Consider the following 24,563-nt stretch of genomic DNA (forward strand, 5'->3'; position numbering starts at 1 on the left):
CGTAAGTCTTTCGCCGTGATTGTTTCGCGTTCCCGCGCGCTCAACCCGCAAGCACCCGAAAAGCGTTTCTCTCATGCATCCAATAGCTGACCCCTGGTTTTATGCGGCCGCGATCCCGGCAGTGTTTCTCGTGGGTCTTTCCAAGGGCGGGTTCGGGGGCACTTTTGCAATGCTCGGCGTGCCGCTAATGGCCCTGGTCATTTCGCCGCTCCAAGCAGCCGGCATCATGCTTCCCATCCTGCTCCTGATGGATGGAGTTGCGTTGGTCGCCTACAAGGGACGGGCGGATTGGCGGACACTGCTTATCTTGTTGCCTGCGGCAATCGCAGGGATCGGCATTGGCTGGGCGACTGCCTCCTATGTTGATGAAGCGGTCATGACCTTGGTGATTGGACTTATCGCAGTGGCGTTCGTGGCCGACTATGTTTTCAAGCGCAAAGGAACAAGCGAGCCTGCGGATCATAATGTGCCAAAAGGTGTATTTTGGGGAACGATCGCAGGCATAACCAGTTTCGTCAGTCACACAGGCGGCCCGCCATTTCAAATGTACACGCTGCCGCTCAGACTGCCACCGGTGCTATTTGCGGGAACCGCAGTCATTTTTTTTGCCGTCGTAAACACCGTAAAGGTCGCTCCCTATTTCTTCCTCGGCCAGTTTGATGCTACCAACCTCGCCACTTCGGCGATGCTGTTTCCGCTTGCCCTTGTTGCAACGCTCATTGGTGTCCGGCTGGTAAAGATCGTCAAGGCAGAGACTTTTTACAGGCTCTTGTATGCGTTCATGGGGCTGATCGGTTTGAAGTTGCTCTACGACGGCGCAATCGTTCTGATCGCCTGACCTCGACAAAGGTGACATTGCGCAGACGTGCTTTTCCCGCTTTGATGCTGGCAAAACAATGCGGGAGGAAGATCATGGACGCCACAGCGACACCCTATGCCCAGGGTCTGGAAAAAACCGCAGCAAATTACGCAGCCTTGAGCCCTTTGAGCTTTCTGGCCCGGGCGGCTGGTGTTTTCCCGGAGACCACTGCAATCGTACACGGCCGCCAGCGCTTGGATTACCGGACATTTTACAAGCGCAGCCGCCAGCTCGCATCCTCGCTCAGCAGGCTGGGCGTCGGTAAAAACGATACGGTCAGTGTCATGCTGTCCAATGTTCCACCGATGCTGGAAGCCCACTACGGCGTGCCCATGGTGAAGGCGGTTCTTCATTCGCTCAACACGCGGCTGGATGCCGCCATCATCGCCTTTCAGCTCGACCATGCGGATTGTAAGGTCCTCATCACCGATCGCGAGTTTGCACCTGTTATTCAAGAAGCTCTCTCATTGGCAAAGGTATCACCAACGATCATTGACTACTCTGACCCCGAGTTTCCCCAAGAGGGGGCCCGTCTCGGGACCTTGGATTACGATGAATTCGTTGCTGATGGAGATCCCGAGTTTGCCTGGTCGCTTCCGGACGATGAATGGGATGCCATTACTTTAAACTATACCTCTGGAACGACCGGCAATCCGAAAGGCGTCGTCTACCACCACCGCGGCGCTTATCTTCTGGCTCAGGCGAACGTCATCACCGCTTCAATGGCAAAGCATCCGGTCTACTTGTGGACCTTGCCAATGTTCCATTGCAATGGCTGGTGTTTTCCCTGGTCCCTTTCCGTTGTCGCCGGCACGCATGTTTGCCTTCGCTGGGTGCGCCCGCAAGCCATGTGGGATCTCATGGCGGATGAGGATGTGACCCATCTCTGCGGTGCTCCGATCATCATGTCGACCCTCTTGAACGCACCAGCCGACCAAAAGCGGGACCTTGGAAGAACGGTTGAGTTCTTTACCGCCGCGGCGCCACCTCCTGAAAGCGTATTGGCCGCCATGAAGAATGCCGGTTTCAATGTGACCCATCTTTACGGCCTGACCGAAGTCTATGGGCCTGCCGTCGTCAATGACTGGAAGTCCGAGTGGGAGGACTTATCACCGGCGGAACAGGCTCAGAAAAAGGCAAGGCAAGGCGTCCGGTATGTTGCTCTTGAAGATCTCGCAGTCCTCGATCCGGAAACAATGACACCGGTCCCGGCTGATGGAACAACATTGGGCGAAGTCATGTTCCGCGGAAATGTTGTGATGAAAGGATATCTGAAAAATCCGGAGGCAACCGACAGCGCGTTTAAGGGCGGCTGGTTCCATTCCGGCGATCTGGGTGTCATGCATCCAGATGGCTACATCCAACTCAAAGACCGCTCGAAGGACATTATCATTTCAGGGGGCGAAAACATCTCGTCGATTGAAGTCGAGGATGTACTTTACAAGCACGATGCCATTCAAGCAGTTGCCGTCGTTGCAAAGCCGGACGAAAAGTGGGGAGAAACACCTTGCGCCTTTGTCGAGCTGAAGCCTGGAATGGAGGCGACCGAAGCGGAGTTGATTGCCTTTTGCAAAGAGCATCTTGCCAACTTTAAAGCACCCAAGAACGTGGTGTTCGTCGACGTGCCGAAAACTTCGACCGGAAAGATTCAGAAGTTCGCGCTGCGGGAGCAGGCGAAAAACCTTTAACGCGTCTTTCTCCGGGCTTCCAAACAAAAACGCCGCGGAGGTCGCGGCGTTTCAAATTCCGATAGTGGCTTTCACTCCTTAGTGGAGCGTTTCGCCCTGCCGTATTCGCTCGATCTCGTCTTTGATCTTGAGCTTTTTTCGTTTCATGTCAGCCAATTGAAGGGAGTCCGTACTCGGATGCAACTGAGCGTCTTCGATCTTGCGTTCCATTTCCGCGTGGCGGCGCTCGAGTTCGGCGAGATGTGACTGCAGTGACATGGATAAACCTCCTGTCTGTTGGCTCAACCCAACCATGGTGCACATAAAAGCGGATCTTGTCGATTGCCGAAATTGCATATCGTAGGCGTTTTGCCGACGAATTATGCATTCTCGCAATTAGCCTTAGGAAACCCTAAACCCGCGACGGCTTGCCGATGCTCAAAACCGCGCTTTTCCCTTCGGAGAGCCATCGCCAAGAACCCGCAGCTGAAGGAGACTGAAAACTCATGGCATTCCGCTCATTTCAACGCTGGCGCAAAGACGGACCCGCGGCCGGAAATGCGTTTCAAGATGATATCTTGCAGGATGGCAGTAAATTAGACTAGGACTGAAGCCTTGGTTTTGGGGGAAGATGAATGGCACCGATGGACACAGAGGCCTTGCGCACCGAGCTGGCCCAACTCCGTCAGGAACACCGGGACTTGGATGTCGCGGTCGAAGCTCTTGCAGCCACGGCCAATCACGATGTGCTTCAACTCCAACGGCTGAAAAAACGGAAACTGATGATCAAAGACCGGATATCCGCTCTGGAGGACCAACTGTTCCCGGACATCATTGCCTGAGCTGTGAACAAGCAAACGCCAAGCAAGAAATCAACATTTTCCATTCGGGCTTGCACTGAACCGCTCCCTGCATATACTCCGCGCCTCTTCAGCCCTCGGACCGCCGGAGCCGAACATGACACAAGCCGATGTCGCCATCATTATGGGCAGCCAATCCGATTGGCCGACGATGAAACATGCCGCAGAGACGCTGGCGCTGCTGGGCATCAGTTATGATGCACGTATCGTTTCCGCCCACCGCACTCCGGACCGGATGTACGATTTCGCAAAAGGGGCAAAGGCCGCGGGCTTCAAGGTCATTATTGCAGGCGCAGGGGGCGCGGCGCACTTACCCGGAATGACGGCGTCCTTGACACCGCTTCCAGTGTTTGGAGTGCCGGTGGAAAGCCGCGCGCTTTCCGGTGAAGACAGTCTTTTGTCGATCGTTCAAATGCCGGGCGGCATTCCGGTCGGCACTTTGGCAATCGGAAAAGCAGGAGCAACCAATGCCGCCCTTCTGGCGGCGGCAGTGCTCGCACTGTCAGATGAGCGGATTGAAACCGCCCTTGAGACTTATCGCGCGGACCGGACCCGTGCCGTTGCGGAAACACCCGACACAACAGCCGGCTAGGCACACTTCAGCAGCAGGACAAGCAGGATGAGCACACCGGCGAGGCTTCAGCCCGGCGATACGATCGGAATTCTGGGTGGCGGCCAGCTTGGCCGGATGCTGGCCCAGTCTGCTGCAAAAATGGGCCTGAAGACACATATCTATTGCCCGGACCCGGGCAGTCCTGCATTTGACGTCAGCAACACATTCACGGTTGCACCTTATGAGGATGCGGACGCGCTCGACAGATTTGCGGCCGCCGTAGATGTCGTGACTTACGAATTCGAGAACGTTCCCGGTCCGACGGCCAGCCGGCTGCACGCTAAAGTGCCGGTCCGCCCCGGTGTGCGAGCGCTTGAGATTTCGCAAGACCGCCTGTTCGAAAAACAATACCTTACCAAGGCCAGTGTCGACATAGCCGGTTTTGCCGAGATCAACTCGCAGGAAGATCTCGATCAAGCGCTTCAAAAATTCAACGGAAAAGGTGTCCTGAAAACCCGACGCTTCGGATATGACGGCAAAGGCCAATTGATGATCCGGAGCAGCGCTGACGGCAACGGCGCATATGCCGCACTTGGTAGCGTACCGGCGGTCCTGGAGCAGCTCATCGCATTTGAATGCGAAGTATCGGTTATCGTAGCAAGAAGCCTTGATGGCACCTGTGTCAGCTATGACATCGCCCGGAACCACCATGAGAACCACATCCTGAAGACATCAACCGTTCCTGCGGGCGTGACGGCAGAAACACTGAATACCGCACGCCGGATGGCTGAGCAGATCGTGACAGGCCTTGAATATGTGGGTGTCATGGGCGTTGAAATGTTTCTGCTTCAGGAAGATGGAGAGGAACGGCTCCTCGTGAATGAAATAGCGCCTCGGGTCCACAACTCCGGGCACTGGACCCAGGACGCTTGCCTGACATCCCAGTTCGACCAGCACATTCGCGCTGTTGCCGGATGGCCGCTCGGTTCGGCCCAACGCCACTCGGACGCGGTTATGGAAAACCTGATCGGATTTGAAGCTGATGAGTGGCATGCAGCCCTATCCGATCCGAACGCATGCCTTCACCTATACGGCAAATCGGAAACACGTGAGGGGCGCAAGATGGGTCATGTCAACCACATCAAGGCCAAAGCCCTCACTGAGGGCGAAACCTGACTTTTTAGCTTCTAAAACGGTGCCTGCTCGAGCAAAGCACCGTTTGGCTATCGTCCAGTCCGCACGATCAGACACTGGAGCCCTCAGAGCTTGACCAGGCCGAGTTTCTCTCGCCTCGAAAACCGGTAGTTTGCGAGAAGGGCAACCGATGCAAGACCACCGGCAAGGCCACACCATACGCCAACGCCCCCCCAGCCCGCCACGAAGCCTAGGCCGAGCGACAAACTGATCCCAACTCCCCAGTACCCGAACAGGGCGTAAAGTAGAGGGATTGTGGTATCTCCAAGGCCGCGCAGGTTGTTGACACCGATAATCTGCCCGCCATCGGCCAGCTGGAATAGCGCTGCGACGAGCAAGAACGAGACGCCATAAGCCAGGACCTCGGCGGATTCCGGATCGCTAAGATCCAGGTAAAAGCCGACGAGCGTTTCGGGGATCGTCCAGAACAGGATCGCAAAGAAACCCATGAAGACCATCGTCACGGCAAGAGACGTCCAACCGGCCCGGCCAACACCGGCCCGGTCACCGCGCCCGGCGGCAAGGCTTACGCGGGTCATGGCGGCCACCGACAAGCCGACCGGAACCATGAAGGTGAGCGATGCGATTTGAAGGGCGATCCCGTGTCCGGCCAGCGGCAACGTCCCGAGCCATCCAATCATGATGGCCGACATTGAAAACAGCGACCCTTCCGCAATGATTGTTAATCCGATTGGTGTTCCCAACCGGACAATCATAAAGAACGCAGGCCAGTCTGAACGCCAGATCCGGCCAAGAATTGCATAGCGGCGCAGTTTTGGATGGACGAGCGTATAGACCAACAAGAACACGAATGTTGTCGTTGCACTGAAGACCGAAGCAATCCCCGCCCCGACCAGCTCTAGTCTTGGAAAGCCGTATTCCCCGAAAATGAGCAGGTAATCCAGAATGGCATTCACCACCGCACCAGCGATCGTTGCCCATAAGACCACCTGCGTCTTCTCCATGACGGTCAGGAAGCCTCGGATTGCCATGATCAGAAGGGCCGGCAGCATCGTCCACTGCAGATACACCATGTAATCCCCTGCCATCTGCGCAAGTCTTGGATCCTGGCCGAACAGGATCAGGAGCTCCTCGGTGAAAAACAGAAGCATCCAGACGGGAAGGCAGAACAGGACGGCGATCCAGAACCCCATGCGCACCGCACGGCGGAGGTCCCTCGGCTTTCGCTGGCCGCGCGCCTTGGCCGCCAGCGGAATTACGGCCTGCAAGACTCCCATGCCGAAAAACCACAGGAGCATATAAAAGTTGAAGGCCAAAACGGAGGCCGCAAGTTCCTCGGCACCAAGCCGCCCGATCATCAGAACATCGGTGGTATTGATCGCCATCTGCGCAAGCTGGGCGCCCGCCAGCGGCAGGCCAAGACTGAGCGTTGGCAGCACGTCCGTGCGCCATAACGATTTTGCGGTAGGCGAATCAGGGGTCCCCGGAGCGCTCGGCGCCATCGTCTCCTCCAACACTCAGGGCAATGGGAAAGACGACAGCTCTACTTGGCAATATCGTCAGTGTCCATCCCCAATGGCTACGCACCGGAGGCCGGTCAACCCGGAGAAACCGATTCTTTTGCCGATGGCTGTGGACACAGCCGGTTTGCTCTGGTAGATACTCGCACAAAGTAAGCGACGCGTAAGCGGCGGCTAAGTTTCTGTACTCTTATGAAAGCATGCCGGTTTGATTGCGTGTTTCCGATGCAGTCAAGCGCTCCGCAGTCTGTGTTTTGCTTCAATCAACTTTTTCAGCTGTGGATGGGCCACAGCGCATCGAAAACGGGAAAAAACGCGTGCAGGTTCTGGTTCGCGACAACAATGTCGATCAAGCGCTGAAAGCGCTCAAGAAAAAGATGCAGCGTGAAGGCATCTTCCGCGAAATGAAACTTCGCGGTCACTTTGAAAAACCGTCTGAGAAAAAAGCTCGTGAAAAAGCTGAAGCCATTCGCCGCGCGCGCAAATTGGCTCGCAAGCGGGCTCAGCGCGAAGGTCTTCTTCCGGGCAAATCTGCTCGCCGCTAATCGCGGCTAGAGCTGTCTGGTAAGGTGAAACGCCTTAGCTGCTATATAGAAGCCGTGAGGCCGGCCGGAATAACGGTCGGCTTTTTGGCGTTACGGGCCGCAAATCAGCAAGGCAAAGCGAAGCTCCCAGTCATACTGGTGCCGTAATGAAGGCAGACAACCGCATGTGTTACCGCTTTGGATTGAAAGAGCATCTCTATCGCATGCGCAGACTGCTGCCACACGCTACAGTGCTTGGACTTGCGACCTTTCTCGCAGCCTGCCAGGGCAGCGGTGTTTATAACGACGTTCCGGTAAACACATCCGCCGGTTCGGCGACAAACATTGCGTCATTGACCGCAGTCATCGAAGCCAATCCATCGGATGCAAATGCCTACAGCACCCGTGGAATTGCGTATGGTCAGGCCGGCAAACTTGATCAAGCCGTCGCCGATTTCAACACCGCGCTCCAGCTGAATCCGCAGTCATTCCAGACATATGCGAACCGCGCGCTTGTCTACCGGCGGCTTGGTCAGAATGATTTGGCCGTCGCTGACTACACGCGCGCGATCAATATCAAGCCTGATTACGATGTCGCCTATGTGGGCCGCGGCAATATCTACCGTCAGCAAGGAAACTTCAGCGCCGCCTTGGCTGATTTCAATTCGGTTATTGCGCGCGACAGCAGCGATGCCCGCGCCTTCTATAACCGGGGCCTGATTTATCAGGCGCAGAACCAGGACAGCCAGGCGATCGAAGACTTCGCGACCGCGATCGGTCTTAATCCGAAAGCCAGCGCGCCTTACATCGCCCGCGGGATTTCCTATCTTGCCGTGAACGATCCGAACGCTGCGCTGGAAGACCTGTCCATGGCGGTCAACCTAGACCGGGACTCGTCCGTGGCCTGGGCTAACCGCGGCTTGGCGCTCGAGATGCTTGGGCAGAACTCCGATGCGCGCCGGAACTACACCCGCGCCATGACGCTGGATAACTCCAATCAGATTGCCCGCGACGGTCTGGGCCGGATCAGAAGCTGACCCTAAAACGGGTGCTGCATCTCAAAACTCATCCATGTGCCATCGCTTGGATGATGCAATGACAGCTTCTCAGCATGCAGAGCCAGTCTTGATTTGGCTGCAAGGGCTTCGCCAGTAGCATAAAACCGGTCACCGATAATCGGATGGCCCAGCGCCATCATGTGAACACGCAACTGGTGCGACCGGCCGGTTTTCGGCATCAGCTTCAAAAGCGTGGTGCGTTCCCGTCTTTCGATCACCTGCCATCGGGTTTCGGCAAATTTTCCGTGTTCAAAACAAACCTTCTGCCTTGGGCGGTTCGGCCAATCACAAATAAGCGGCAGATCGACAACTCCCCCGGTTTGGCTCATGTGGCCCCAGACTTCGGCGAAATAGGTTTTTTCCGTCTTACGGCGCTCGAACTGAAGGCCGAGATGCCGATGCGCCTTTGGGCACATGGCCAGAACCATCACCCCTGAGGTATCCATATCAAGCCGGTGGACAATGCGCGCGCAAGCATAAAGAGACTGAGCCCGCGCTTCCACGCAATCGCCGTGTTCCGACGCCTTGCCAGGCACACTCAAAAGGCCGGTTGGTTTTGAGACAACTAGGATGTGGTTATCAGCGTGCAGAACCGGCAAGAATGGTTCTTGCGGCGGATTGTATTCAAATGTGGGCGGGACAGTCTGCTCCATGCGGTCACATTTCAAAAACAACGCAAAAAGGCGCGGCAAGGCCGCGCCAATTCGCAAATTCAGATAACCTTTGGCAATGGCCCCGGGTTTAAACCATCAGGACAGCCAAAACGACGGTCAGGCCGAACACTGCGGTCGGGGGAATCCATCCGGACGCGCCAAGTGCCATGCCAATGGCGGTTGCGACTAGGGTCGCGATGAGCATCAGCCATCCGAACACAACGGCTGTTGTGCCGCCGAAAGCAAACAAAATAAGGCAAACAACGATGTTCAACACTGCAACAGTGCCGATCTTCGAGAAGTTGATAAACGCCTCATACGTCCGCTCGTGCGAGTCGTAGTCCATTGCCGACGCGTTGTCTTCAGACATTAAGTCCCCCAAAAAGATCCTCTATCAGCTGGTTCTTTACAATACGGGCCGTCATTGGGCAATCCAATCAACTGTGATTTTCCGCCGCAAGCTTTGCGGCTTGCAACGCCAGGGTACGGCTTGCCCATCTACCGTGAATTTCACTCAGCAGCTGCGATTTCGCGAAGTCCGGCCTGCCGCATGACACCGTCCTGCCGCTGCTCGACTGTGTCTGCCTCGAAACCATCGATCTGCTCGTTGAACAACTGATAGAAGTTGAGTTCCGCCCGCAGGTGCAAAAACACCCCACCGAGACCGATGGCTGCCCGGTCCATGAAAACGAATTCTTGCGGCACCGTGACCGGGCCAAGCTCCTTCAGTGCGGAGTGCACTCGAAACGCCTCTTTGCGCCCATACTCAGCGGCCGACACACCATCTGCGATGGACCGGACACGGTCCGTCAGCAACGGTCCATAGATGAAGCGCGCCCAGATGTTCAAAACCTCGATGATTTCCTTTTTGAGATTTTTAAAGCCCCACAATTCATACGCACCGACCACACGGTCGTCATCTTCGGCAAGGAGCCCACGATAGAGCTCAACCACGCCCTGGACGAACTGTTTCGGGAAGATCCTGATACAGCCATAATCCAGCAGGTTGATGCCTGTGGGCGCCCCGTCTTCCTCAAATACCGTATAGTTTCCAAGATGCGGATCACCGTGAATGACGCCAAAATGGCTGAACGGGTGCCACCACGCATGGAACATGGTTTGAGCGAGGCGATTCCGTTCTTCCTGACTGTGCTCCTTGAAGTCCAACAATGGTTTTCCGTTCAACCATCCCATGGTCAAAAGACGGCTTGTTGAAAGCTCAGACCGCACTTCTGGCACGCGGATGTGGTCAGCGCCTGCCAGAATGATTCGATACATTGCAATGTGTCCCGCTTCGCGGGTGTAATCGAGTTCTTCGCGGACCCGCGCACTGATTTCCTTTGCGATCTCCCTGGTATCGATTGCAGGGGACATCCGCCGATGCATCGAGAACAGCCATTGCAACTGTTTGAGATCTGCTTCAACTGCTGACGCCATATCGGGATATTGCAGTTTACAAGCGAGACCTTCGCCATCTTTTCCGACTGCCCTGTGCACCTGCCCCAAAGACGCGGCAGCGGCTGGCTCCTTGTCGAACTCACCAAAGCGGTCTTGCCAATTGGCACCAAGCTCAGCGCGCATGCGCCGTTTGACAAATGCCCAGCCCATGGGCGGCGCATTCGCCTGCAACTTCGCCAATTCCGTGGTGTATTCGGGCGGCAAAGCATCTGGTATTGTAGACAGCAACTGCGCAACCTTCATAAGCGGGCCCTTCAACCCGCCCAGCGCTGCCGCCAACTCGGCCGCATTCTTGGAATTGTCCAAGTTCATCCCAAGCAGCCGGGCGCCGGCAACCTTGGCTGCAATGCCGCCGACATTGCCGCCCACGCGGGCGTAGCGGCCCATTCGCGCTGAAAGCCTGTTACCTTCCCGGTCTTTTTCCTCGGCCATACGGCAGTTTACCTCAAAGTATCTGGACCTATTCTTATCGGACTACATAAGACGTACCCGCAAAACGACCAGATGGTGCATGTTTGAATCCACACTCTGCCGATCACATCAGTTGGCCGTTTCCAAGTTTTTCAAGAGCATCAACAAGGTCTGCCTTGATCCGGCCAATCCCTTTGTAGTGGGTTTGATCAGGATCGAGAGCACGCAACTGCTTTGCCAGCCCACTCGCAAGCGAGCTCCCGTCCGGATCATCCAAAATCGCGGCAATCGGATCGTGATGGATCTTGATCGTGAACAGCAAATCACCGCTTTCCGGCATCCGCCGGAGGGTTTGCCGCTCTACACGCACATACAAGCGGACAAGGCCTTGTGCCGTTACATCTCCGCGCAAGCGTTTCGGGCGCGGATGATGGAGTTCGGCATCGGGGTACAAAGACCAGTTGTAGCGGCACACAATCTGCTCAGGCTTCAGGTTTTCAAAAATGCGCGCCACCATTTGCCCCATGCGCGCACCATTGAAGCCGGGAACATTTTCATGAAGCCCAGACATGGGCTGTCCGAACTTTTCAACCAGCGACCATGATGATGGGAAACAGAGACAGGCGGCGGCCAAGCGGTATTCATCACCCGAAGCCCGCATCACAACGAGGTCTTCTTGAACGAGGCGGGCTGCAATCGTCAGCGGAGCGTCCCCGGGCGCGGTCTGGACTGTCCGGTTCTCGCCGATTGTGACCGTGTCGGGGCTGACCTTATAGATGTCCGGATGATGGATCTGAAGATGATCCCGTATCATCGCAAGGATTTCCCGCTGCGCCGGCTCCGTTTCAGCCTCTGCTTGAAAAACGCTTTCCCGGCTGGTCTCCAGCAAGCTGTCTTTTACCGCCAGATGCTCCAAAAGATGGCGGTCCGGCTCGATCCAAGCCGCCTTGTCAATGGGCCGCAAGCCGACTGTAAACGGATTGGTTGACCCATCATAGGGCGTGTGCATGAACGGTGGAGCTGCGCGTTTCATTGGGTTCACAAGCTCAAGTGACAGGTTTTCAGTGCCTATCCAACTGCTCGAGCTCATCTATAAGCCCTTCGATGACGGCAAGCCCTTTCCGCCAGAAATCTGGCTCAGCAGCGCTCAAACCGAAAGGTGCCAAGAGCTCGCTATGGTGCTTGGTTCCGCCGGCCTTGAGCAAATCAAAGTACTTGTCTTGAAAGCCCGCATCAGCTTGCTCATAGACGGCATAAAGAGAGTTCACCAGGCAATCGCCAAACGCATATGCGTAGACATAGAAAGGTGAATGAATGAAGTGCGGGATATACGTCCAAAAGGTCTCATACCCGTCGTTGAGTTTTACCGCCGGGCCGAGACTCTCGCTTTGCACCGACATCCAAAGCTCACCAATCTTGTCGGCCGTCAGCTCGCCATTCCGGCGTTCCGTGTGCACCTTGCGCTCAAACGTGTAGAACGCGATCTGGCGCACGACGGTGTTCAGCATGTCCTCTGCTTTGGACGCCAGCATGTTCTTCTTTTTTTCGGGATTGTCCGCTTTTTCAAGCAAAGACTTGAATGTCAGCATTTCCCCAAAGACGCTCGCTGTTTCCGCAAGTGTCAGCGGTGTTGGCGCCATCAGAGGTCCGTTCGCTCCGGCCAACACCTGATGGACGCCATGACCCAGTTCATGGGCCAAGGTCATCACATCACGAATTTTGCCCTGGTAATTGAGCAGGACGTACGGATGCGAACTTGGAACAGTGGGATGGGCAAAGGCGCCTGGCGCCTTTCCGGTGCGCGCGGGTGCATCTATCCAGCCTCTTTCAAAAAAGCGGTTCGCGATTTCGGCCATGTCCGGCGAAAAGCGGCTATAGGCTGCAAGCACTGTGTCCTTGGCTTCGGTCCACGGGATAATCCGGGTATCCGCGTCTGGCAACGGCGCGTTCCGGTCCCAAGCATTGAGCTGCTCCATGCCCAGCCACTTGGCTTTCATTTTGTAGTAGCGGTGCGAGAGCCGCGGATAGGCCTCGCGGACCGCCAAAACCAGAGCATCAACAACTTCACGTTCGACCCGGTTCGACAGATGCCTGTCATCGGCAATATCCGCAAACTTACGCCAGCGGTCGGAAACCTCTTTGTCTTTGGCCAGTGTATTCGTGATCAGGGTGAACGTCGGCAGCTGGCGGGAAAACGTCGACTGCAAGGCGTCAAAAGCAGCCTTGCGAACATCACCGGACGGGTCCTGCAACATATTCAGGGTTGGCTCGATACCAAGGTCTTGCCCGTCCACCTGGAACGATAGCGACGTCATCGTTTCATCGAAAAGGCGGTTCCAAGCGCCGCTGCCGGTCACTGACTTTTCGTGGAACAGCTGCTCGACCCGGTCTTCGAGCTGGTAAGGTTTGCCTTTTCGCAGATCCGTGATCCAGGGCCGGTAGTGCGACAGGCCTGCGTCTTCCATGGCCTGATCCATCACCGCATCGTCGATTCGGTTCATCTCCAGCGTAAAGAATAAAAGATGCGTGCTCGCCGTCGTGATCTGTTCTTGAACATCGCCATAGAACTTCTGCGTCGCGGGATCGGACGTATTACCGGCATAAACCAGGCCTGCAAACGAGATCAGACGGCCCATGAGATCCTCAAGATCCTCATAGGCACGGATGGCGGTTGTCAGCCCAAACACGTTTTCTGATGCCAATTGCTCGAGCCGGCCTTTGTAGGAGGTCTCAAACGTCACAGCTCTGCTCAACGCCTCAGAAAGATCACCCTTCACCTGATCGGAGTCCATCCCGGCGTAAAGATCGGTCAAATCCCATTCCGGTAGACTTCCAAGATCTTCTGCGGCGGCCGTCTTTGGCGAATATACGGGCTGGTTACGAGGCATTTACAACTCCGGTCAAGACTTTGATTCAGGCGCATCAACACTGTTTTCCGTGAAACTAGTAGGCTGCGGCCACTGCATCCGGCAATCAGTATGCCGGATTTTTTTTGAACCGCCATGGAGGAATTGTTTACCCAAATCCGACCAGAATGGTTCGAAACGAGACAAAATCAAATCGGGTAGCGACAAGAATGCAAGCTGTAAATGGCCGGATCCTGATCGTGGACGATGACCCAATCCAACGGCGGCTTCTGGAGGAGGCGGTCAAGAAGTTTGGGTACAGGTCAAAATCCGCCACGAATGGCGCCGAAGCCGTACGGATCATGACCGGCCCGGAAGCGGGGGAGATCGACCTCATTATTCTGGATATGGTCATGCCCGAACTCGACGGCTTGGGGGTCCTGGAAAGGCTTCGGTCAGATAAAATTCCCACACCCGTCATTGTTCAGACGGCTCATGGCGGCATTGATACGGTGGTGAGCGTCATGAATGCTGGCGCCCAGGATTTTGTCGTCAAGCCGGTCGCGCCCGAACGTTTGAATGTGTCCATTCGCAATCTTCTGAAGACATCGGCTCTGGAAGACGAGATTACCCGCATTCGCAAGCATGCCTCAGGCACCTTGACGTTTGCCGACATCATAACGCGTTCAAGCGCCATGGAACGGGTGCTGGATCTTGGCAAGCGGGCGGCTTCGTCGAACATCCCCATTCTGATCGAAGGTGAAAGCGGCGTCGGCAAGGAGATGATTGCGAGCGCCATTCAAGGTTCCAGTGACCGCAGAAACAAGCCGCTTGTGACGGTCAACTGCGGAGCCATTCCGGACAGCTTGGTGGAATCAATCCTGTTCGGGCATGAAAAAGGTGCGTTCACAGGCGCAGTCGACAAGCATGTCGGCAAATTCCAAGAGGCCCATGGCGGAACTCTTTTTCTGGATGAGGTCGGCGAGCTGCCGCAGGATGTCCAGGTCAAATTGCTGCGCGCGCTACAGGAAGGTGAAATCGATCCGATTGGTGCACGGCGCCCCGTGAAGGTTGATTTCAGGCTGATATCTGCCACGAACCGGCGGCTGATCGACCAAGTCAAGGACGGCGCCTTCCGAGAAGACCTTTATTACCGCTTGAACGTCTTTCCGATCTGGATTCCCCCGCTTCGCGACAGGATAGAAGATATTCCGGCGTTAACGCGTCATTTTATCGCGCGTTTCGCGGCAGAAGCCGGAAAGCCGCAAGTCGCCGGCATAACGCCTGACGCCCTTGACCTTCTCCAGCAATACAGATGGCCGGGGAACATTCGCCAGCTTGAAAATGCCGTGTTCCGGGCAGTCGTTCTTTGTGATGGCGTTCAGTTGACCGCACATGACTTTCCGCAGGTCACCTCTGCAATGGATTATCCTGCGCCGTCGGGCGTCCCATCAAACAGCGCGCCGATAGCAACGCCTGCACCGCACCATGCCCCCGCCCCGCATACACCGGGAACGCAGATAAGCGAGCCAATCCAGGCGGAGCAGCCGCAGTCCGGCTTCGAGCATCAAGCCCCATTTGGTTTCATGCGCAATCTGGATCATGACGGGCACGTGCGCAAACTCGCTGATGTTGAGGAAGAGATGATTCGCGCTGCAATCACCCACTACTCGGGCAGAATGACCGAAGTCGCAAAACGGCTAGGCATCGGCCGTTCAACACTTTACCGCAAACTCAAAGAATACGGCCTCGATGATAATGGCAAGGATGCTGCCGCCTGAATTTGGACAATCAGAATGCATTCAACCGGTTGGACGATTTTCGTCATAATCATGAGGTATCGGGAGAGCTGGGCCGACGGGCATTGCGGTACATGCTCGTCTCACCGCCGATATGTTACGTTTTTGCCACGATTTCCAAGCGATCGTTTTTAAGGTAAAAACTTCTTAACTTGCGGTGGCTAATGTACGGCTCCTGCTGGGGAGCATCGATGGGCGGCAAGCCATCAAAACGGCGAGACTTGAGAGTGCTGAAACGGTTAGGTGAATTGAGCGCCGTCGTCTGGATGAAGCGCGCTGCAATAGCGCTCGGAGCTGCTGCTATTCTGGCAACGGGTTTTAGCATCTCCGCTCTTGCAGAAACCCGCACACTGAAGCTCTACAACACGCATACCAAGGAACGGGTGTCGATCACATTCAAGAAGAATGGGCGGTATCTGTCTGGCGGCCTGCGCGAAGCGAACCGATTCCTGCGCGATTGGCGCCGTAACGAAATCACAAAAATTGATCCCGAACTGCTGGATCTTGTTTGGGAAGTCTATCGGAAAGTGGGCGCCCGGGACTACATTCACGTCGTCTCAAGCTACCGTTCGCCGGCAACCAATAATATGTTGCGGAAACGGTCCTCTGGCGTGGCCCGGAACAGCCAGCACACCCTTGGCAAGGCCATGGACTTCTACATTCCCGGTGTAAAGGTCTCCAAGTTGCGGGCAGCAGGCTTACGTAAGCAAGTCGGCGGAGTTGGTTATTATCCGCGCTCAGGCTCGCCATTTGTTCATTTGGATACCGGCAGTGTTCGCCACTGGCCGAAGATGAGCCGCTCTCAGCTCGCGAGAGTGTTTCCGAATGGCAAGACATTGCATATCCCGTCCGATGGCAAGCCGATGAAGGGGTACAAGGTTGCCCTGGCCGAAGCGAAGTCCGGCAACAGGCGGAAATCCAGACCAACAATTGTCGCATCACGAGACACATCGACATCGCGGCCAGCAAACACACGCAACCAATCACTAACCAACAGCCGCGAGGACACGACGACTTCTGGCAGAGAAGCTCCTGAAGGCGGAAATCTTTTTGCCCGCCTCTTTGGCGGGGCCGGGGACAATCAGGAAACGGCAACGCGGCCAGGGGCAATCGGCAACCAGCCGGCTCGCGCGGTAGCTTCCGCCCCCTCACCGATCGTCGACAATCCGCCCGTACCAGTGAAAAAATTTATCGACGTGCCTGACGAGCCAACAACACCGATAGTTGTTGCAAGCGCAGCTCCAACGCTTAAGCCGGAAACCGAGCTGTCGGCAACTGCTGCGGTTGTTGCGAGCGCGTCTCCGCCCCCCGCCCCGAACACGCTGGATGCCCAGCGCCAAACACTTGAGACCGGAGGACCGGCTGCCGCAAGCCAGCCGCTTGACGCAAGGTTCCAGATCGCAAGGGCGCCTGCCGAAAAACCGACACCTAGCTTGAGCGCTGCAGCACAGGAAGCGGCTGCTGAATTGGGGCTTTCCACAACTGCAACGCCGCGGGCGGCACCTGCCGGAGATGCAGTCGCTGCGATTGCCGCAGCCACCGGCACGGCGCCTCCGTCTCCTGCACCGGCCCCGCGCCCGGAAACGACGCTTGCCTATGCATCTCCCACCGCAACACCTCCAGCGCTTGAACGCAGTTTACGGCCGTCAGTTTCGCCGGACACACCGCAAGCAGCACGCCCCTCACGAGCCGTGGAGGAAAACCGGAACCGGCCTGCAACCGCCTCTGTTTCGGGCCGCATTCCGAAAGACCAGATCGTCGATCCTTTAGCAGGGTTCGCCAGCTTGCCCGACAAAAGTGAACCTGCCCTTCTTTCCGGCACAGGGACAACACGCCACCAGGATTTCGCTTGGCTGAGCCACCCCAACCAAAGGCAGATGGAAAACGTGATGCTCCCAGGAAACAGGTTTGTATCGGCCTCCTTCGAGCGCAGGCCATACGGCAATCTGCGAACGGACCGGTTTGATGGACCAGCCATTGTTGTGCTGCCGATCCGATACGCACGCTAATCCTCGTTCATTCAAACAAAAAAAGAGCGGCATCAGCCGCTCTTTTTGTTTCTAAGGCTGGAAGGACTAACCTTCGGCAGGCGCGCCGGCCATACCGAGCGCGTGCAGATAAAGATCAAGCACAGCCTCTTCTTCTTCGCGCTCGTGCGGCTGCTTCTTGCGAAGCGAAACAACCTTCCGCAGAATCTTCACATCGTAGCCATTGCCCTTTGCTTCCGCATAGACATCCTTGATGTCGTCGGCAATGACTTTTTTCTCTTCTTCAAGCCGCTCAATGCGTTCGATGAATGCACGCAGTTGATCTGCGGCCACTCCACCCGGATCGGACATGAGTGTACAACTCCTTCTTGTTTTTCTCGCGTTTGCTGATGATCCGCATGATCGGCGGAATTAGGACGACGCGGGCCGTGCCGTGCCAGTTTTGCGCCTTACCGTCAAGACGCATTAGACACGGACGCCCCCCTGTCAGTTATGGGTGTTGCTCTTCTCAAAGGCTGCCTTTTGCTCGGCTGTCGCTTCCGTCTGATACTTGCTCTTCCACTCGTCATAAGGCATGCCGTAAACGAGCTCGCGGGCCCCGGCCTTATCAAGATCAAGACCTTTCTCGGCTGCAGCGTCCTGGTACCAGTTTGAAAGGCAATTGCGGCAAAACCCTGCCAGATTCATCATGTCTATATTCTGAACATCCGTGCGTGCGCGCAGATGCTCCACAAGACGCCGGAAAACCGCAGCTTCGAGCTCGAGCTTTTCTTGATCATCCATATCCAGGGTCCTTTTCATCCAACAAGCGGTGGTTTCAGTCGGCATCGCACCGGGAGCGAAAGAACTGAATGGTTCGGCACTCCGCATCCTGTGCGATTTCTCTCAATATTGGCTCCAAACGGCCCGCCCATTCCAGCTGTCCACCCGTGTTGGCTATGAGGTCCTGGCGAAGCTCCAGAAGCACTTGAGACAGACCGCGGCGGGTTGCATGCCGGTACATTGTGTCGTTTTTGAGCGCTCCATCATAAGGCTCATTATCACCGACAACCAGATCAGGTTGCCGGCGCAAACCATCAAGCATTAGCCTTACAGCCCTTGGATCGCTGTCCCACAAAACCGTTGCATGCCATGGACGCGGAACACCGCGCCACACCGGTGTGAAGCTGTGGATGGAAACCACAACCGGCGGCGGCGCAGACTGAAGCGACAGGTCAAGCGTTGTCTCGATCAGATCGTGATAGGGCTTGTGAAAACGGCTGATACGGCGCTCTCGTTCTTTCTGATCGGCATGTGCATTTCCTGGAACGACGGCGCCATCTGACAACCGCATCAAGAGCGTTGGATCGTCCTCCCCACGATTTGGATCGATCAGCAATCGGGAATAGGTTGTCAGGCAAGCCGGGGCATTCAAACGCTTTGCAAGTTCAAGCGTCACGGCACGGGCCCCTATGTCATAACCAATGTGCCGTTCAAACTGCTCAGCCGGCACGCCTAGATCACCATATTCGGGCGGCACGGCATTTGACGCATGGTCGCAGAGCAGAAGAAGGCCGGACCCAGGATCTCCAGTCACATACTCATAGGGCGGAAAATCAATCGCGGACGGGTCTGCTGCTTGGTTCATCTTTGCCATTTTATCAGTTGAGCGGCTCTCGGACGCTGACCTATCAGGATTTGCATGTGTTTTGGACAAAAAACGCATCTCGCCAGACATCGAACAGCAATCCTCGCGCGAGGCCCGCGAGGTAATCACAGCGTGGTCCGCCAGCTTTCAATCCCTGCGTTCAAGGTCTCCAGCATCCGGGTTCAACTCAAAACACCAGGCCCGGTTTTTAAACCGGCCGACATGTTTCGTAGGGGCAGCTTAAAGGGGCGCAATGCTCTATTCAGGGCCGCTCATTTGACACTTCAGAATATGGTCTGATTGCAATCATCGATCATGGCGGAAATTGAAGCGAATCGATCAATCTGAGGTGGGTAAAATGATGCTACCGGATTGCCGCCTAAACGAAATTCCTCGTGGATAGCAATGCTTTATATACCATTTTCCGATCGCTAGGCATCATGGATGCCGCTTTGGTCATGTTCCCGCCCCAATTGTCCAGTCATAGGAGACCTTGGAAACCTGCGGCTTTCATGCCGTGGGATTTTCGTGCATAAGGATGGGCGAAAGCACCAACATATCTTGTTAACGACGTTGACAAGCCCCCCTTGTCCACGCAAAAAGCGAATGTCTAACAAGCAGCAAAGTGAACGACTGCATATGTTTAAGGTACGGGAACGGCGCCAGGGACGGCCTCGGGCACATTGCTTTGTGTCTATGCCGACGGCGACTGTATGTCTCCTGAGCCTTTTGCTGCTTCCTGCACTCAGTGGTGAGGCAAAAGCCGACTTGCGTCTGTGTAACAAGACAGACAGCCAGGTCGGCGTAGCAATCGGATACAAGGATAATGCCGATTGGGTCACCGAGGGCTGGTGGAACCTTTCCTCCAACACCTGTGAAACACTGGTGCCGGGCGCTTTGGTGTCACGATACTATTACATCTACGCAGTTGACTATGATCAGTTCGGCGAGTGGGGCGGGCGCGCGTTCATGTGCACCCGTGAAAAGGAATTCACCATTCGCGGGATCGAGGATTGCGTGGCTCGCGGCTATGAGCGGACAGGCTTTTTTGAAATCGACACGGGCGAACAGAGCAGCTGGACGGTCCAGCTGACAGAACCCGTGCAACAAGGGACAGGTGGGCGATGAGGCGAAACCGGCGAGTCAAAATTCTAGCAACTCTCGGTCCCTCCTCCTCAGAACAAGACATCATCGAAAAACTGTATCGCTCGGGTGCGGACGTGTTCCGCATCAACATGAGCCATACTGATCATGATCGTCTGAAGATGCTGGTCAGCCGCATCCGGACTGTGGAAGAGAATATAGGGCGTCCGATCGGCATATTGGCTGATCTTCAAGGACCCAAACTGCGCGTGGGAACGTTTTCAGACGGACCTGTGATGCTTGAAAATGGCGCAAAGTTTACTCTCGACGCCGACACGTCGGACGGGGACGTAAACCGGGTTCACTTGCCCCATCCGGAAATTCTCCAAGCGCTGGAACCGGGACACCGGCTCCTCCTGGATGACGGAAAAATTCAACTCAAGGTCATTGAGGCGAACCCGACGAAGGCCGTGACCGAAGTCGTTGTTGGCGGAAAATTGTCGAACCGGAAAGGCGTCAGCGTCCCGGACTCGGAAATTGCGACCAGCGCGATGACGGAGAAGGACCACAAGGATCTGATCGCCGCCCTGGATCAGAATGTCGACTGGGTTGCGTTGTCTTTCGTTCAACGGCCGGATGATCTGGCTGAAGTCCGCAAGATTACCCGCGGACGCGCCGGGGTTCTGGCGAAGATCGAAAAACCGCAGGCAATTGGCCGCCTGGACGAAATAATCGAGCTATCTGATGCGATCATGGTCGCCCGGGGAGATCTGGGCGTTGAAATGCCGCTGGAGCAGGTTCCCGGCCTTCAAAAGCGCATCACGAGAGCCTGCCGCCGCGCCGGCAAGCCGGTTGTTGTTGCAACCCAGATGCTGGAATCGATGATCACCTCACCGGTACCGACCCGCGCTGAAGTATCGGATGTTGCAACGGCTGTTTTTGAAGGCGCGGACGCGGTCATGCTCTCCGCCGAATCTGCTGCAGGCGATTTCCCGGTTGAAGCCGTGACCACCATGGACAAGATTGCGCAGCAAGTGGAGCAGGATTCCAACTACCGCAACATCATCCACTCGCAACGGACCGACCCGGAAGCCACCGGCGCCGATGCAATCTCAGCCGCAGCGCGGCAGATTGCGGAAACACTCAACCTGGCGGCCGTCGTTTGTTACACGACATCAGGGGCAACAGGCCTGAGGGCATCGCGTGAACGCCCTGCCTCTCCGGTGATTGTTCTGTCGCCGGTTCTTTCAACAGCCCGCCGCCTTTCCCTTGGCTGGGGTCTGCACTGCGTTGTCAGTGAAGATGCAGCCAATGAGGAAGATATGATCGACCGTGCCTGCCGGATATCCTATTCAGAGGATTTCGCGAAGCCGGGCCAGCGGATCATCATCACGGCCGGTGTTCCGTTTGGAACCCCCGGATCAACCAACATGTTGCGGATTGCGTTCGTTGGGAACGACGGCCAAGGTGGCATTTGACGATCTAATCGTTTCGCATGCTCACAAAGGCGGCTTCGGCCGCCTTTTTTAGTGCGCGTTTTCCAACCTCATCCCCGGCACCGGACGGCATTCCCTCTCACTGGTTTCAGCCGAGCGATCTTGCACACGCCGAACAAGACGGTTCAATTCCCTCAGGATTGCATCTGTGTGAGTATGATGCGGCATGTGTCCCGCTGTGTCCAAAATCAACAATTCGGCATCCGGCAGATCTTGAAGCAACCCCTCAGAATGGATCGAAGGCCACACAACACTGTCCGCGGTGCCGGTTACAATCAGGGCCGGTTGACCGATCGACCGGTACTTTTCGGATTGCGCGATGACAGAGGCTTTCAGGTTGGCGATATCAAAAGCGTTGGAGCGGAAGACATCCGGCACCAGCAGTAAGTCAGCCCTGATTTCAGAGACGTAGTTGCCCGGTGCCGGCTGCGGTTTGAAAACGTTTTCTACTGCCCTCGGCATCACGCGCTCGGCAACAGGAAGCGTCAATGTCCAGCAGAAAATTTTGCCAACCACCGGCGTTGCCGCCAATCGGTAATACCAATTCACTTCAGTTGGCCAGGGATGGGTGGCAGGAGCCAGAAAAGCCACGCCCTTTACCTTCTGCGGCTCTTCCATCGCCAGTGCCGCGGCAACCGCAGCGCCCAGCGAATGACCAATCACGATCGCATCGTGGATCTGAAGTTCGGACAACAATGCGCTGATAAGCTTGGCCTGGCCTTCCGGCGTATTCTGGTCCGCGTGAGACCGGTTGGAAAAGCCGAGGCCAGGACGGTCGATAAACAAAAGCGAAAACTTGTCCTTGAGCGTGCTTTCAAAGGCCAGGCGGCTGTCATAAGCGTTCCCGCTAGCGCCATGCAGAAAGACCAGGACCGGACCAGTGTCTCGATCGGCCACGTCAGACTGTAGAAAGTGATAGTGAAGACGTGTGCCATTAAGCGTGGCAAACGAACCATCCGGTGCTGAATTGCGGGATATCTGGTAAGCGCGCACGTGCGTGTAGCCATATAGCGCACAGACGACGGCCAAAATCGTCAAAGCTGCAATGATCATGACACATGAGATGGGCCAGGTAGCCAGGTTATCAACCTGCAGAGCAGATGAGAAGCTGCTTGCAGGGCTTGCGCCCCACTAGGTCGGCTCTCCGTCCGCACCCTTTTGCAAGTCTTCTACGGCCTCACTTGCGTTTTCAAGGCCCGGATGAATCGCAAGTGCGCGCTGGAACGTCTTTAGGGCATCGTCCTCGAAGCCCAAACGGCGCTGAATGATGCCGAGACCCGACAAAGCGCCCCAGTGCCGGGGCTCCAGAGCAAGAACGCGCTCGATATCCACAAGCGATTTTCCAAAGTCTTCGCGCATGTAATGGACGGTTGCCCGGCGGTTCCAGCCTTCGGCATAGTCCGGCTTCAGGATCACGATGGTATCAAGCAAATCCATGGCCAGGGCATGATCGTCCGCTTGTATGGCCTTACCGGCCCGTGCCATCAGCAGATTGACTGTTGGGCTGCCGGAATCCATCCAGGCCCTTTGTATCTCACGGGCCGCCCGCTGTGTCGTGCCGGGTTCATCGGCTTCCGCGAGATCGGCAAACAGTTGGTCGATGCGGGATTTTTCTTCATCACCGCCATCCTCTTCAACAACAACCTGCCCGCCCTCGTCCTCTGGCACGTCGGGTAGTGCATCGAAGTCTTCAGCCGAAGGAGGCTGAACGTCGGGGCCCAAATCCGGCACCGGCTGGGCCAGAGCGAAACCAGAGCAAATGAGCAAAGCTGTTGTAAACGCAAAAATCCGCATCTCACGATTATGGGTCGTGAAATGCGGCGGTCAATCCTGGAATTTGACTCAAAGGCGCTGTGCAAGCTGAACCCGGTCTATATATGGCGGCTAAGCCAATCCACCGCGAGCCCAGAATGCCGGTTTACCGGCGATGCACTCTCAACAAGTGTTAGCCCTGACGTGCTTTAAAACGCGGGTTTTTCTTGTTGATGATGTAAACGCGGCCCTTACGGCGAACCATGCGGTTGTCGCGGTGGCGGGTCATCAGAGCTTTAAGCGAGTTCTTGATCTTCATGTCACTGCCCCCTGGAGGGTCCTGCTTCTTTAAACCAAACGAGCGCCCAAGGCGCTCATGTTCAACTAAGTCAGACCGGAAACAGCTGTCTTACCGCGCTATATTTCTGGCCAACCTGCGCACTGTGTATCGATCACCCTGCGCAATAATGGTGGGCGTGACAGGGATTGAACCTGTGACCCCTTCGATGTCAACGAAGTGCTCTCCCGCTGAGCTACACGCCCGAATTTCTCGGTAGTCCGGCGTCCCAACGCCGTGGTGGAGTGCGATATAACGGGGAACGCTAACCAGTGCAACCCCCCTTTTTGACAAGACTGCCGAATTTTCGGAGTTCGGCCGCCCGTCCCTAATTAGGCCGCCAGCATCCGCTCCACTTCCTGCACCAAATCCTTCAAATGGAACGGCTTGGACAGCACTTTGGCGTCCTTAGGCGCATCGGATTCCGGGTTGAGTGCAACCGCTGCAAACCCTGTAATGAACATAACCTTTAGGTCAGGATCGAGCTGCGTCGCCCGGCGCGCAAGTTCAATCCCGTCCATTTCCGGCATGACAATATCCGTCAACAGCAAGGAAAAAGGTTCTTCACGAAGCCGCTCATAGGCACTTTTGCCATTATCGAACGAAACAACATCATAACCGGCATTTTCCAGCGCCTTCGCAAGAAAGCGGCGCATATCATTATCGTCTTCAGCTAAAAGGATTCGCGGCATTTTAAGTGACCATGTTCCTTTACAATGACTGGTGCAGTGTACCTTTTGCCGGTTATAGCCCGAATTGCACAGAATGATAGAGAGAATTGGTTCTCCTGAGGTTTTGATAAAGGCACTGTGGACTGCGTGTTGATTCCTTGGCACCATGGCAGCTTCAAATTTGCGGGACACGGCATTTGCAAAACGGAACCTGGTCTTCTCCTCAACCGGACACAGAAGCGGATT

At 55.8% G+C, this 24,563-nt stretch carries 25 protein-coding genes and 1 tRNA gene; 11 read left to right on the top strand and 15 right to left on the bottom strand.

The window, feature by feature from the left end:
- Window positions 1-73 precede the first annotated feature (73 nt).
- Both E1180_RS14935 and E1180_RS14940 read left to right on the top strand, forming a co-directional pair.
- Window positions 74-838, top strand: a complete 765-nt coding sequence (locus E1180_RS14935; protein ID WP_155192015.1) for a sulfite exporter TauE/SafE family protein — start codon at window positions 74-76, stop codon at window positions 836-838.
- 74 nt (window positions 839-912) lie between these two features.
- Entirely contained in the window at window positions 913-2,547 is a 1,635-nt protein-coding gene (locus E1180_RS14940) for an acyl-CoA synthetase (RefSeq protein ID WP_155192016.1), read from the top strand.
- 78 nt (window positions 2,548-2,625) lie between these two features.
- Here E1180_RS14940 and E1180_RS14945 read toward each other — a convergent pair whose 3' ends face one another.
- The gene (locus E1180_RS14945; RefSeq protein WP_155192017.1) at window positions 2,626-2,805 is read right to left on the bottom strand and encodes a YdcH family protein; all 180 of its coding nucleotides are present in this window, start codon (window positions 2,803-2,805) and stop codon (window positions 2,626-2,628) included.
- Window positions 2,806-3,161: 356 nt separating this feature from the next.
- Between E1180_RS14945 and E1180_RS14950 the strand changes: the two genes are divergently transcribed.
- The 3 genes from E1180_RS14950 (at window position 3,162) to E1180_RS14960 (ending at window position 5,115) form a co-directional block, all read left to right on the top strand.
- Window positions 3,162-3,368, top strand: coding sequence for a YdcH family protein (locus E1180_RS14950; protein WP_196220606.1), 207 nt, complete (start codon window positions 3,162-3,164; stop codon window positions 3,366-3,368).
- Window positions 3,369-3,483: 115 nt separating this feature from the next.
- The gene (gene purE, locus E1180_RS14955; RefSeq protein ID WP_155192018.1) at window positions 3,484-3,978 is read left to right on the top strand and encodes a 5-(carboxyamino)imidazole ribonucleotide mutase; all 495 of its coding nucleotides are present in this window, start codon (window positions 3,484-3,486) and stop codon (window positions 3,976-3,978) included.
- Between the two features lie 27 nt (window positions 3,979-4,005).
- Complete coding sequence (locus E1180_RS14960) at window positions 4,006-5,115, top strand: 5-(carboxyamino)imidazole ribonucleotide synthase (RefSeq protein WP_155192019.1); 1,110 nt, start codon at window positions 4,006-4,008, stop codon at window positions 5,113-5,115.
- A gap of 83 nt (window positions 5,116-5,198) precedes the next feature.
- On the opposite strand, the gene E1180_RS14965 is transcribed toward E1180_RS14960, so the two are convergent.
- Window positions 5,199-6,596, bottom strand: a complete 1,398-nt coding sequence (locus E1180_RS14965) for an MATE family efflux transporter (protein WP_155192020.1) — start codon at window positions 6,594-6,596, stop codon at window positions 5,199-5,201.
- Between the two features lie 335 nt (window positions 6,597-6,931).
- Here E1180_RS14965 and rpsU point away from each other — a divergent pair, with 335 nt between their 5' ends.
- Together rpsU and E1180_RS14975 are read left to right on the top strand one after the other, a co-directional pair.
- Complete coding sequence (rpsU, locus tag E1180_RS14970) at window positions 6,932-7,159, top strand: 30S ribosomal protein S21 (protein ID WP_008188883.1); 228 nt, start codon at window positions 6,932-6,934, stop codon at window positions 7,157-7,159.
- A 203-nt stretch (window positions 7,160-7,362) separates the two neighbouring features.
- Window positions 7,363-8,175 (top strand): tetratricopeptide repeat protein, encoded by an 813-nt coding sequence (locus tag E1180_RS14975; RefSeq protein ID WP_155192162.1) that lies wholly within the window; start codon window positions 7,363-7,365, stop codon window positions 8,173-8,175.
- A gap of 2 nt (window positions 8,176-8,177) precedes the next feature.
- On the opposite strand, the gene E1180_RS14980 is transcribed toward E1180_RS14975, so the two are convergent.
- The 5 genes from E1180_RS14980 to E1180_RS15000 all read right to left on the bottom strand — a co-directional run bounded on the left by E1180_RS14980 (window position 8,178) and on the right by E1180_RS15000 (window position 13,606).
- On the bottom strand, window positions 8,178-8,849 hold the full coding sequence (locus tag E1180_RS14980) for an RluA family pseudouridine synthase (protein ID WP_155192021.1): 672 nt from the start codon (window positions 8,847-8,849) through the stop codon (window positions 8,178-8,180).
- Window positions 8,850-8,937: 88 nt separating this feature from the next.
- Complete coding sequence (locus tag E1180_RS14985) at window positions 8,938-9,219, bottom strand: aa3-type cytochrome c oxidase subunit IV (RefSeq protein ID WP_155192022.1); 282 nt, start codon at window positions 9,217-9,219, stop codon at window positions 8,938-8,940.
- A gap of 140 nt (window positions 9,220-9,359) precedes the next feature.
- Window positions 9,360-10,739 carry an ABC1 kinase family protein gene (locus E1180_RS14990; RefSeq protein WP_155192023.1) on the bottom strand — a complete coding sequence of 460 codons (1,380 nt, stop codon included), beginning with the start codon at window positions 10,737-10,739 and terminating at the stop codon, window positions 9,360-9,362.
- Between the two features lie 103 nt (window positions 10,740-10,842).
- Window positions 10,843-11,808: a heme-dependent oxidative N-demethylase family protein gene (locus tag E1180_RS14995; protein ID WP_208997163.1), complete on the bottom strand. Its 966-nt coding sequence runs from the start codon at window positions 11,806-11,808 to the stop codon at window positions 10,843-10,845.
- Window positions 11,780-13,606 (bottom strand): M3 family oligoendopeptidase, encoded by a 1,827-nt coding sequence (locus E1180_RS15000; RefSeq protein ID WP_155192024.1) that lies wholly within the window; start codon window positions 13,604-13,606, stop codon window positions 11,780-11,782. Before E1180_RS15000 ends, E1180_RS14995 begins: the two co-directional genes overlap by 29 nt.
- Before the next feature lie 188 nt (window positions 13,607-13,794).
- Between E1180_RS15000 and E1180_RS15005 the strand changes: the two genes are divergently transcribed.
- Together E1180_RS15005 and mepK are read left to right on the top strand one after the other, a co-directional pair.
- Entirely contained in the window at window positions 13,795-15,345 is a 1,551-nt protein-coding gene (locus E1180_RS15005; protein WP_155192025.1) for a sigma-54-dependent transcriptional regulator, read from the top strand.
- A gap of 284 nt (window positions 15,346-15,629) precedes the next feature.
- Entirely contained in the window at window positions 15,630-17,372 is a 1,743-nt protein-coding gene (gene mepK, locus E1180_RS15010) for a peptidoglycan L,D-endopeptidase MepK (protein WP_155192165.1), read from the top strand.
- 66 nt (window positions 17,373-17,438) lie between these two features.
- Here mepK and E1180_RS15015 read toward each other — a convergent pair whose 3' ends face one another.
- From E1180_RS15015 to E1180_RS15025, 3 genes are all read right to left on the bottom strand, one after another.
- Entirely contained in the window at window positions 17,439-17,702 is a 264-nt protein-coding gene (locus E1180_RS15015) for a DUF2312 domain-containing protein (protein WP_155192026.1), read from the bottom strand.
- 135 nt (window positions 17,703-17,837) lie between these two features.
- Complete coding sequence (locus E1180_RS15020) at window positions 17,838-18,134, bottom strand: DUF1244 domain-containing protein (RefSeq protein WP_155192027.1); 297 nt, start codon at window positions 18,132-18,134, stop codon at window positions 17,838-17,840.
- Between the two features lie 34 nt (window positions 18,135-18,168).
- Complete coding sequence (locus E1180_RS15025) at window positions 18,169-18,978, bottom strand: N-formylglutamate amidohydrolase (protein ID WP_196220607.1); 810 nt, start codon at window positions 18,976-18,978, stop codon at window positions 18,169-18,171.
- 696 nt (window positions 18,979-19,674) lie between these two features.
- On the opposite strand from E1180_RS15025, the gene E1180_RS15030 reads away from it, so the two are divergent.
- Both E1180_RS15030 and pyk read left to right on the top strand, forming a co-directional pair.
- Window positions 19,675-20,106, top strand: a complete 432-nt coding sequence (locus tag E1180_RS15030) for a DUF1036 domain-containing protein (RefSeq protein WP_155192167.1) — start codon at window positions 19,675-19,677, stop codon at window positions 20,104-20,106.
- Entirely contained in the window at window positions 20,103-21,539 is a 1,437-nt protein-coding gene (pyk, locus tag E1180_RS15035; protein WP_155192029.1) for a pyruvate kinase, read from the top strand. The genes E1180_RS15030 and pyk overlap by 4 nt, the downstream gene beginning before the upstream one ends.
- 48 nt (window positions 21,540-21,587) lie before the next feature.
- Here the strand turns inward: pyk and E1180_RS15040 are convergent, their stop codons facing one another.
- The 5 genes from E1180_RS15040 to cpdR all read right to left on the bottom strand — a co-directional run bounded on the left by E1180_RS15040 (window position 21,588) and on the right by cpdR (window position 24,338).
- The gene (locus tag E1180_RS15040; RefSeq protein WP_155192030.1) at window positions 21,588-22,610 is read right to left on the bottom strand and encodes an alpha/beta fold hydrolase; all 1,023 of its coding nucleotides are present in this window, start codon (window positions 22,608-22,610) and stop codon (window positions 21,588-21,590) included.
- 78 nt (window positions 22,611-22,688) lie between these two features.
- A complete protein-coding gene (locus tag E1180_RS15045; protein WP_155192031.1) occupies window positions 22,689-23,351 on the bottom strand; it encodes a tetratricopeptide repeat protein in 663 nt (220 codons plus the stop codon).
- A 151-nt stretch (window positions 23,352-23,502) separates the two neighbouring features.
- Window positions 23,503-23,628: a type B 50S ribosomal protein L36 gene (ykgO, locus tag E1180_RS15050; protein WP_006932207.1), complete on the bottom strand. Its 126-nt coding sequence runs from the start codon at window positions 23,626-23,628 to the stop codon at window positions 23,503-23,505.
- 149 nt (window positions 23,629-23,777) lie between these two features.
- Window positions 23,778-23,852 (bottom strand) — tRNA-Val (locus tag E1180_RS15055).
- Between the two features lie 126 nt (window positions 23,853-23,978).
- A complete protein-coding gene (gene cpdR / locus E1180_RS15060; RefSeq protein ID WP_008196017.1) occupies window positions 23,979-24,338 on the bottom strand; it encodes a cell cycle two-component system response regulator CpdR in 360 nt (119 codons plus the stop codon).
- Window positions 24,339-24,563: the final 225 nt, after the last annotated feature.

Source organism: Roseibium denhamense (genome assembly GCF_009711415.1).
Lineage (GTDB): Bacteria > Pseudomonadota > Alphaproteobacteria > Rhizobiales > Stappiaceae > Roseibium > Roseibium denhamense.

Coding starts and splice junctions, on each gene's coding strand:
- E1180_RS14935 (WP_155192015.1), top strand. CDS start 74: ATGCATCCAATAGCTGACCCCTGGTTTTATGCGGCCGCGATCCCGGCA.
- E1180_RS14940 (WP_155192016.1), top strand. CDS start 913: ATGGACGCCACAGCGACACCCTATGCCCAGGGTCTGGAAAAAACCGCA.
- E1180_RS14945 (WP_155192017.1), bottom strand. CDS start 2,805: ATGTCACTGCAGTCACATCTCGCCGAACTCGAGCGCCGCCACGCGGAA.
- E1180_RS14950 (WP_196220606.1), top strand. CDS start 3,162: ATGGCACCGATGGACACAGAGGCCTTGCGCACCGAGCTGGCCCAACTC.
- purE (WP_155192018.1), top strand. CDS start 3,484: ATGACACAAGCCGATGTCGCCATCATTATGGGCAGCCAATCCGATTGG.
- E1180_RS14960 (WP_155192019.1), top strand. CDS start 4,006: ATGAGCACACCGGCGAGGCTTCAGCCCGGCGATACGATCGGAATTCTG.
- E1180_RS14965 (WP_155192020.1), bottom strand. CDS start 6,596: ATGGCGCCGAGCGCTCCGGGGACCCCTGATTCGCCTACCGCAAAATCG.
- E1180_RS14975 (WP_155192162.1), top strand. CDS start 7,363: ATGCGCAGACTGCTGCCACACGCTACAGTGCTTGGACTTGCGACCTTT.
- E1180_RS14980 (WP_155192021.1), bottom strand. CDS start 8,849: ATGGAGCAGACTGTCCCGCCCACATTTGAATACAATCCGCCGCAAGAA.
- E1180_RS14985 (WP_155192022.1), bottom strand. CDS start 9,219: ATGTCTGAAGACAACGCGTCGGCAATGGACTACGACTCGCACGAGCGG.
- E1180_RS14990 (WP_155192023.1), bottom strand. CDS start 10,739: ATGGCCGAGGAAAAAGACCGGGAAGGTAACAGGCTTTCAGCGCGAATG.
- E1180_RS14995 (WP_208997163.1), bottom strand. CDS start 11,808: ATGAGCTCGAGCAGTTGGATAGGCACTGAAAACCTGTCACTTGAGCTT.
- E1180_RS15000 (WP_155192024.1), bottom strand. CDS start 13,606: ATGCCTCGTAACCAGCCCGTATATTCGCCAAAGACGGCCGCCGCAGAA.
- E1180_RS15005 (WP_155192025.1), top strand. CDS start 13,795: ATGCAAGCTGTAAATGGCCGGATCCTGATCGTGGACGATGACCCAATC.
- mepK (WP_155192165.1), top strand. CDS start 15,630: ATGAAGCGCGCTGCAATAGCGCTCGGAGCTGCTGCTATTCTGGCAACG.
- E1180_RS15015 (WP_155192026.1), bottom strand. CDS start 17,702: ATGTCCGATCCGGGTGGAGTGGCCGCAGATCAACTGCGTGCATTCATC.
- E1180_RS15020 (WP_155192027.1), bottom strand. CDS start 18,134: ATGGATGATCAAGAAAAGCTCGAGCTCGAAGCTGCGGTTTTCCGGCGT.
- E1180_RS15025 (WP_196220607.1), bottom strand. CDS start 18,978: ATGAACCAAGCAGCAGACCCGTCCGCGATTGATTTTCCGCCCTATGAG.
- E1180_RS15030 (WP_155192167.1), top strand. CDS start 19,675: ATGCCGACGGCGACTGTATGTCTCCTGAGCCTTTTGCTGCTTCCTGCA.
- pyk (WP_155192029.1), top strand. CDS start 20,103: ATGAGGCGAAACCGGCGAGTCAAAATTCTAGCAACTCTCGGTCCCTCC.
- E1180_RS15040 (WP_155192030.1), bottom strand. CDS start 22,610: ATGATCATTGCAGCTTTGACGATTTTGGCCGTCGTCTGTGCGCTATAT.
- E1180_RS15045 (WP_155192031.1), bottom strand. CDS start 23,351: ATGCGGATTTTTGCGTTTACAACAGCTTTGCTCATTTGCTCTGGTTTC.
- ykgO (WP_006932207.1), bottom strand. CDS start 23,628: ATGAAGATCAAGAACTCGCTTAAAGCTCTGATGACCCGCCACCGCGAC.
- cpdR (WP_008196017.1), bottom strand. CDS start 24,338: ATGCCGCGAATCCTTTTAGCTGAAGACGATAATGATATGCGCCGCTTT.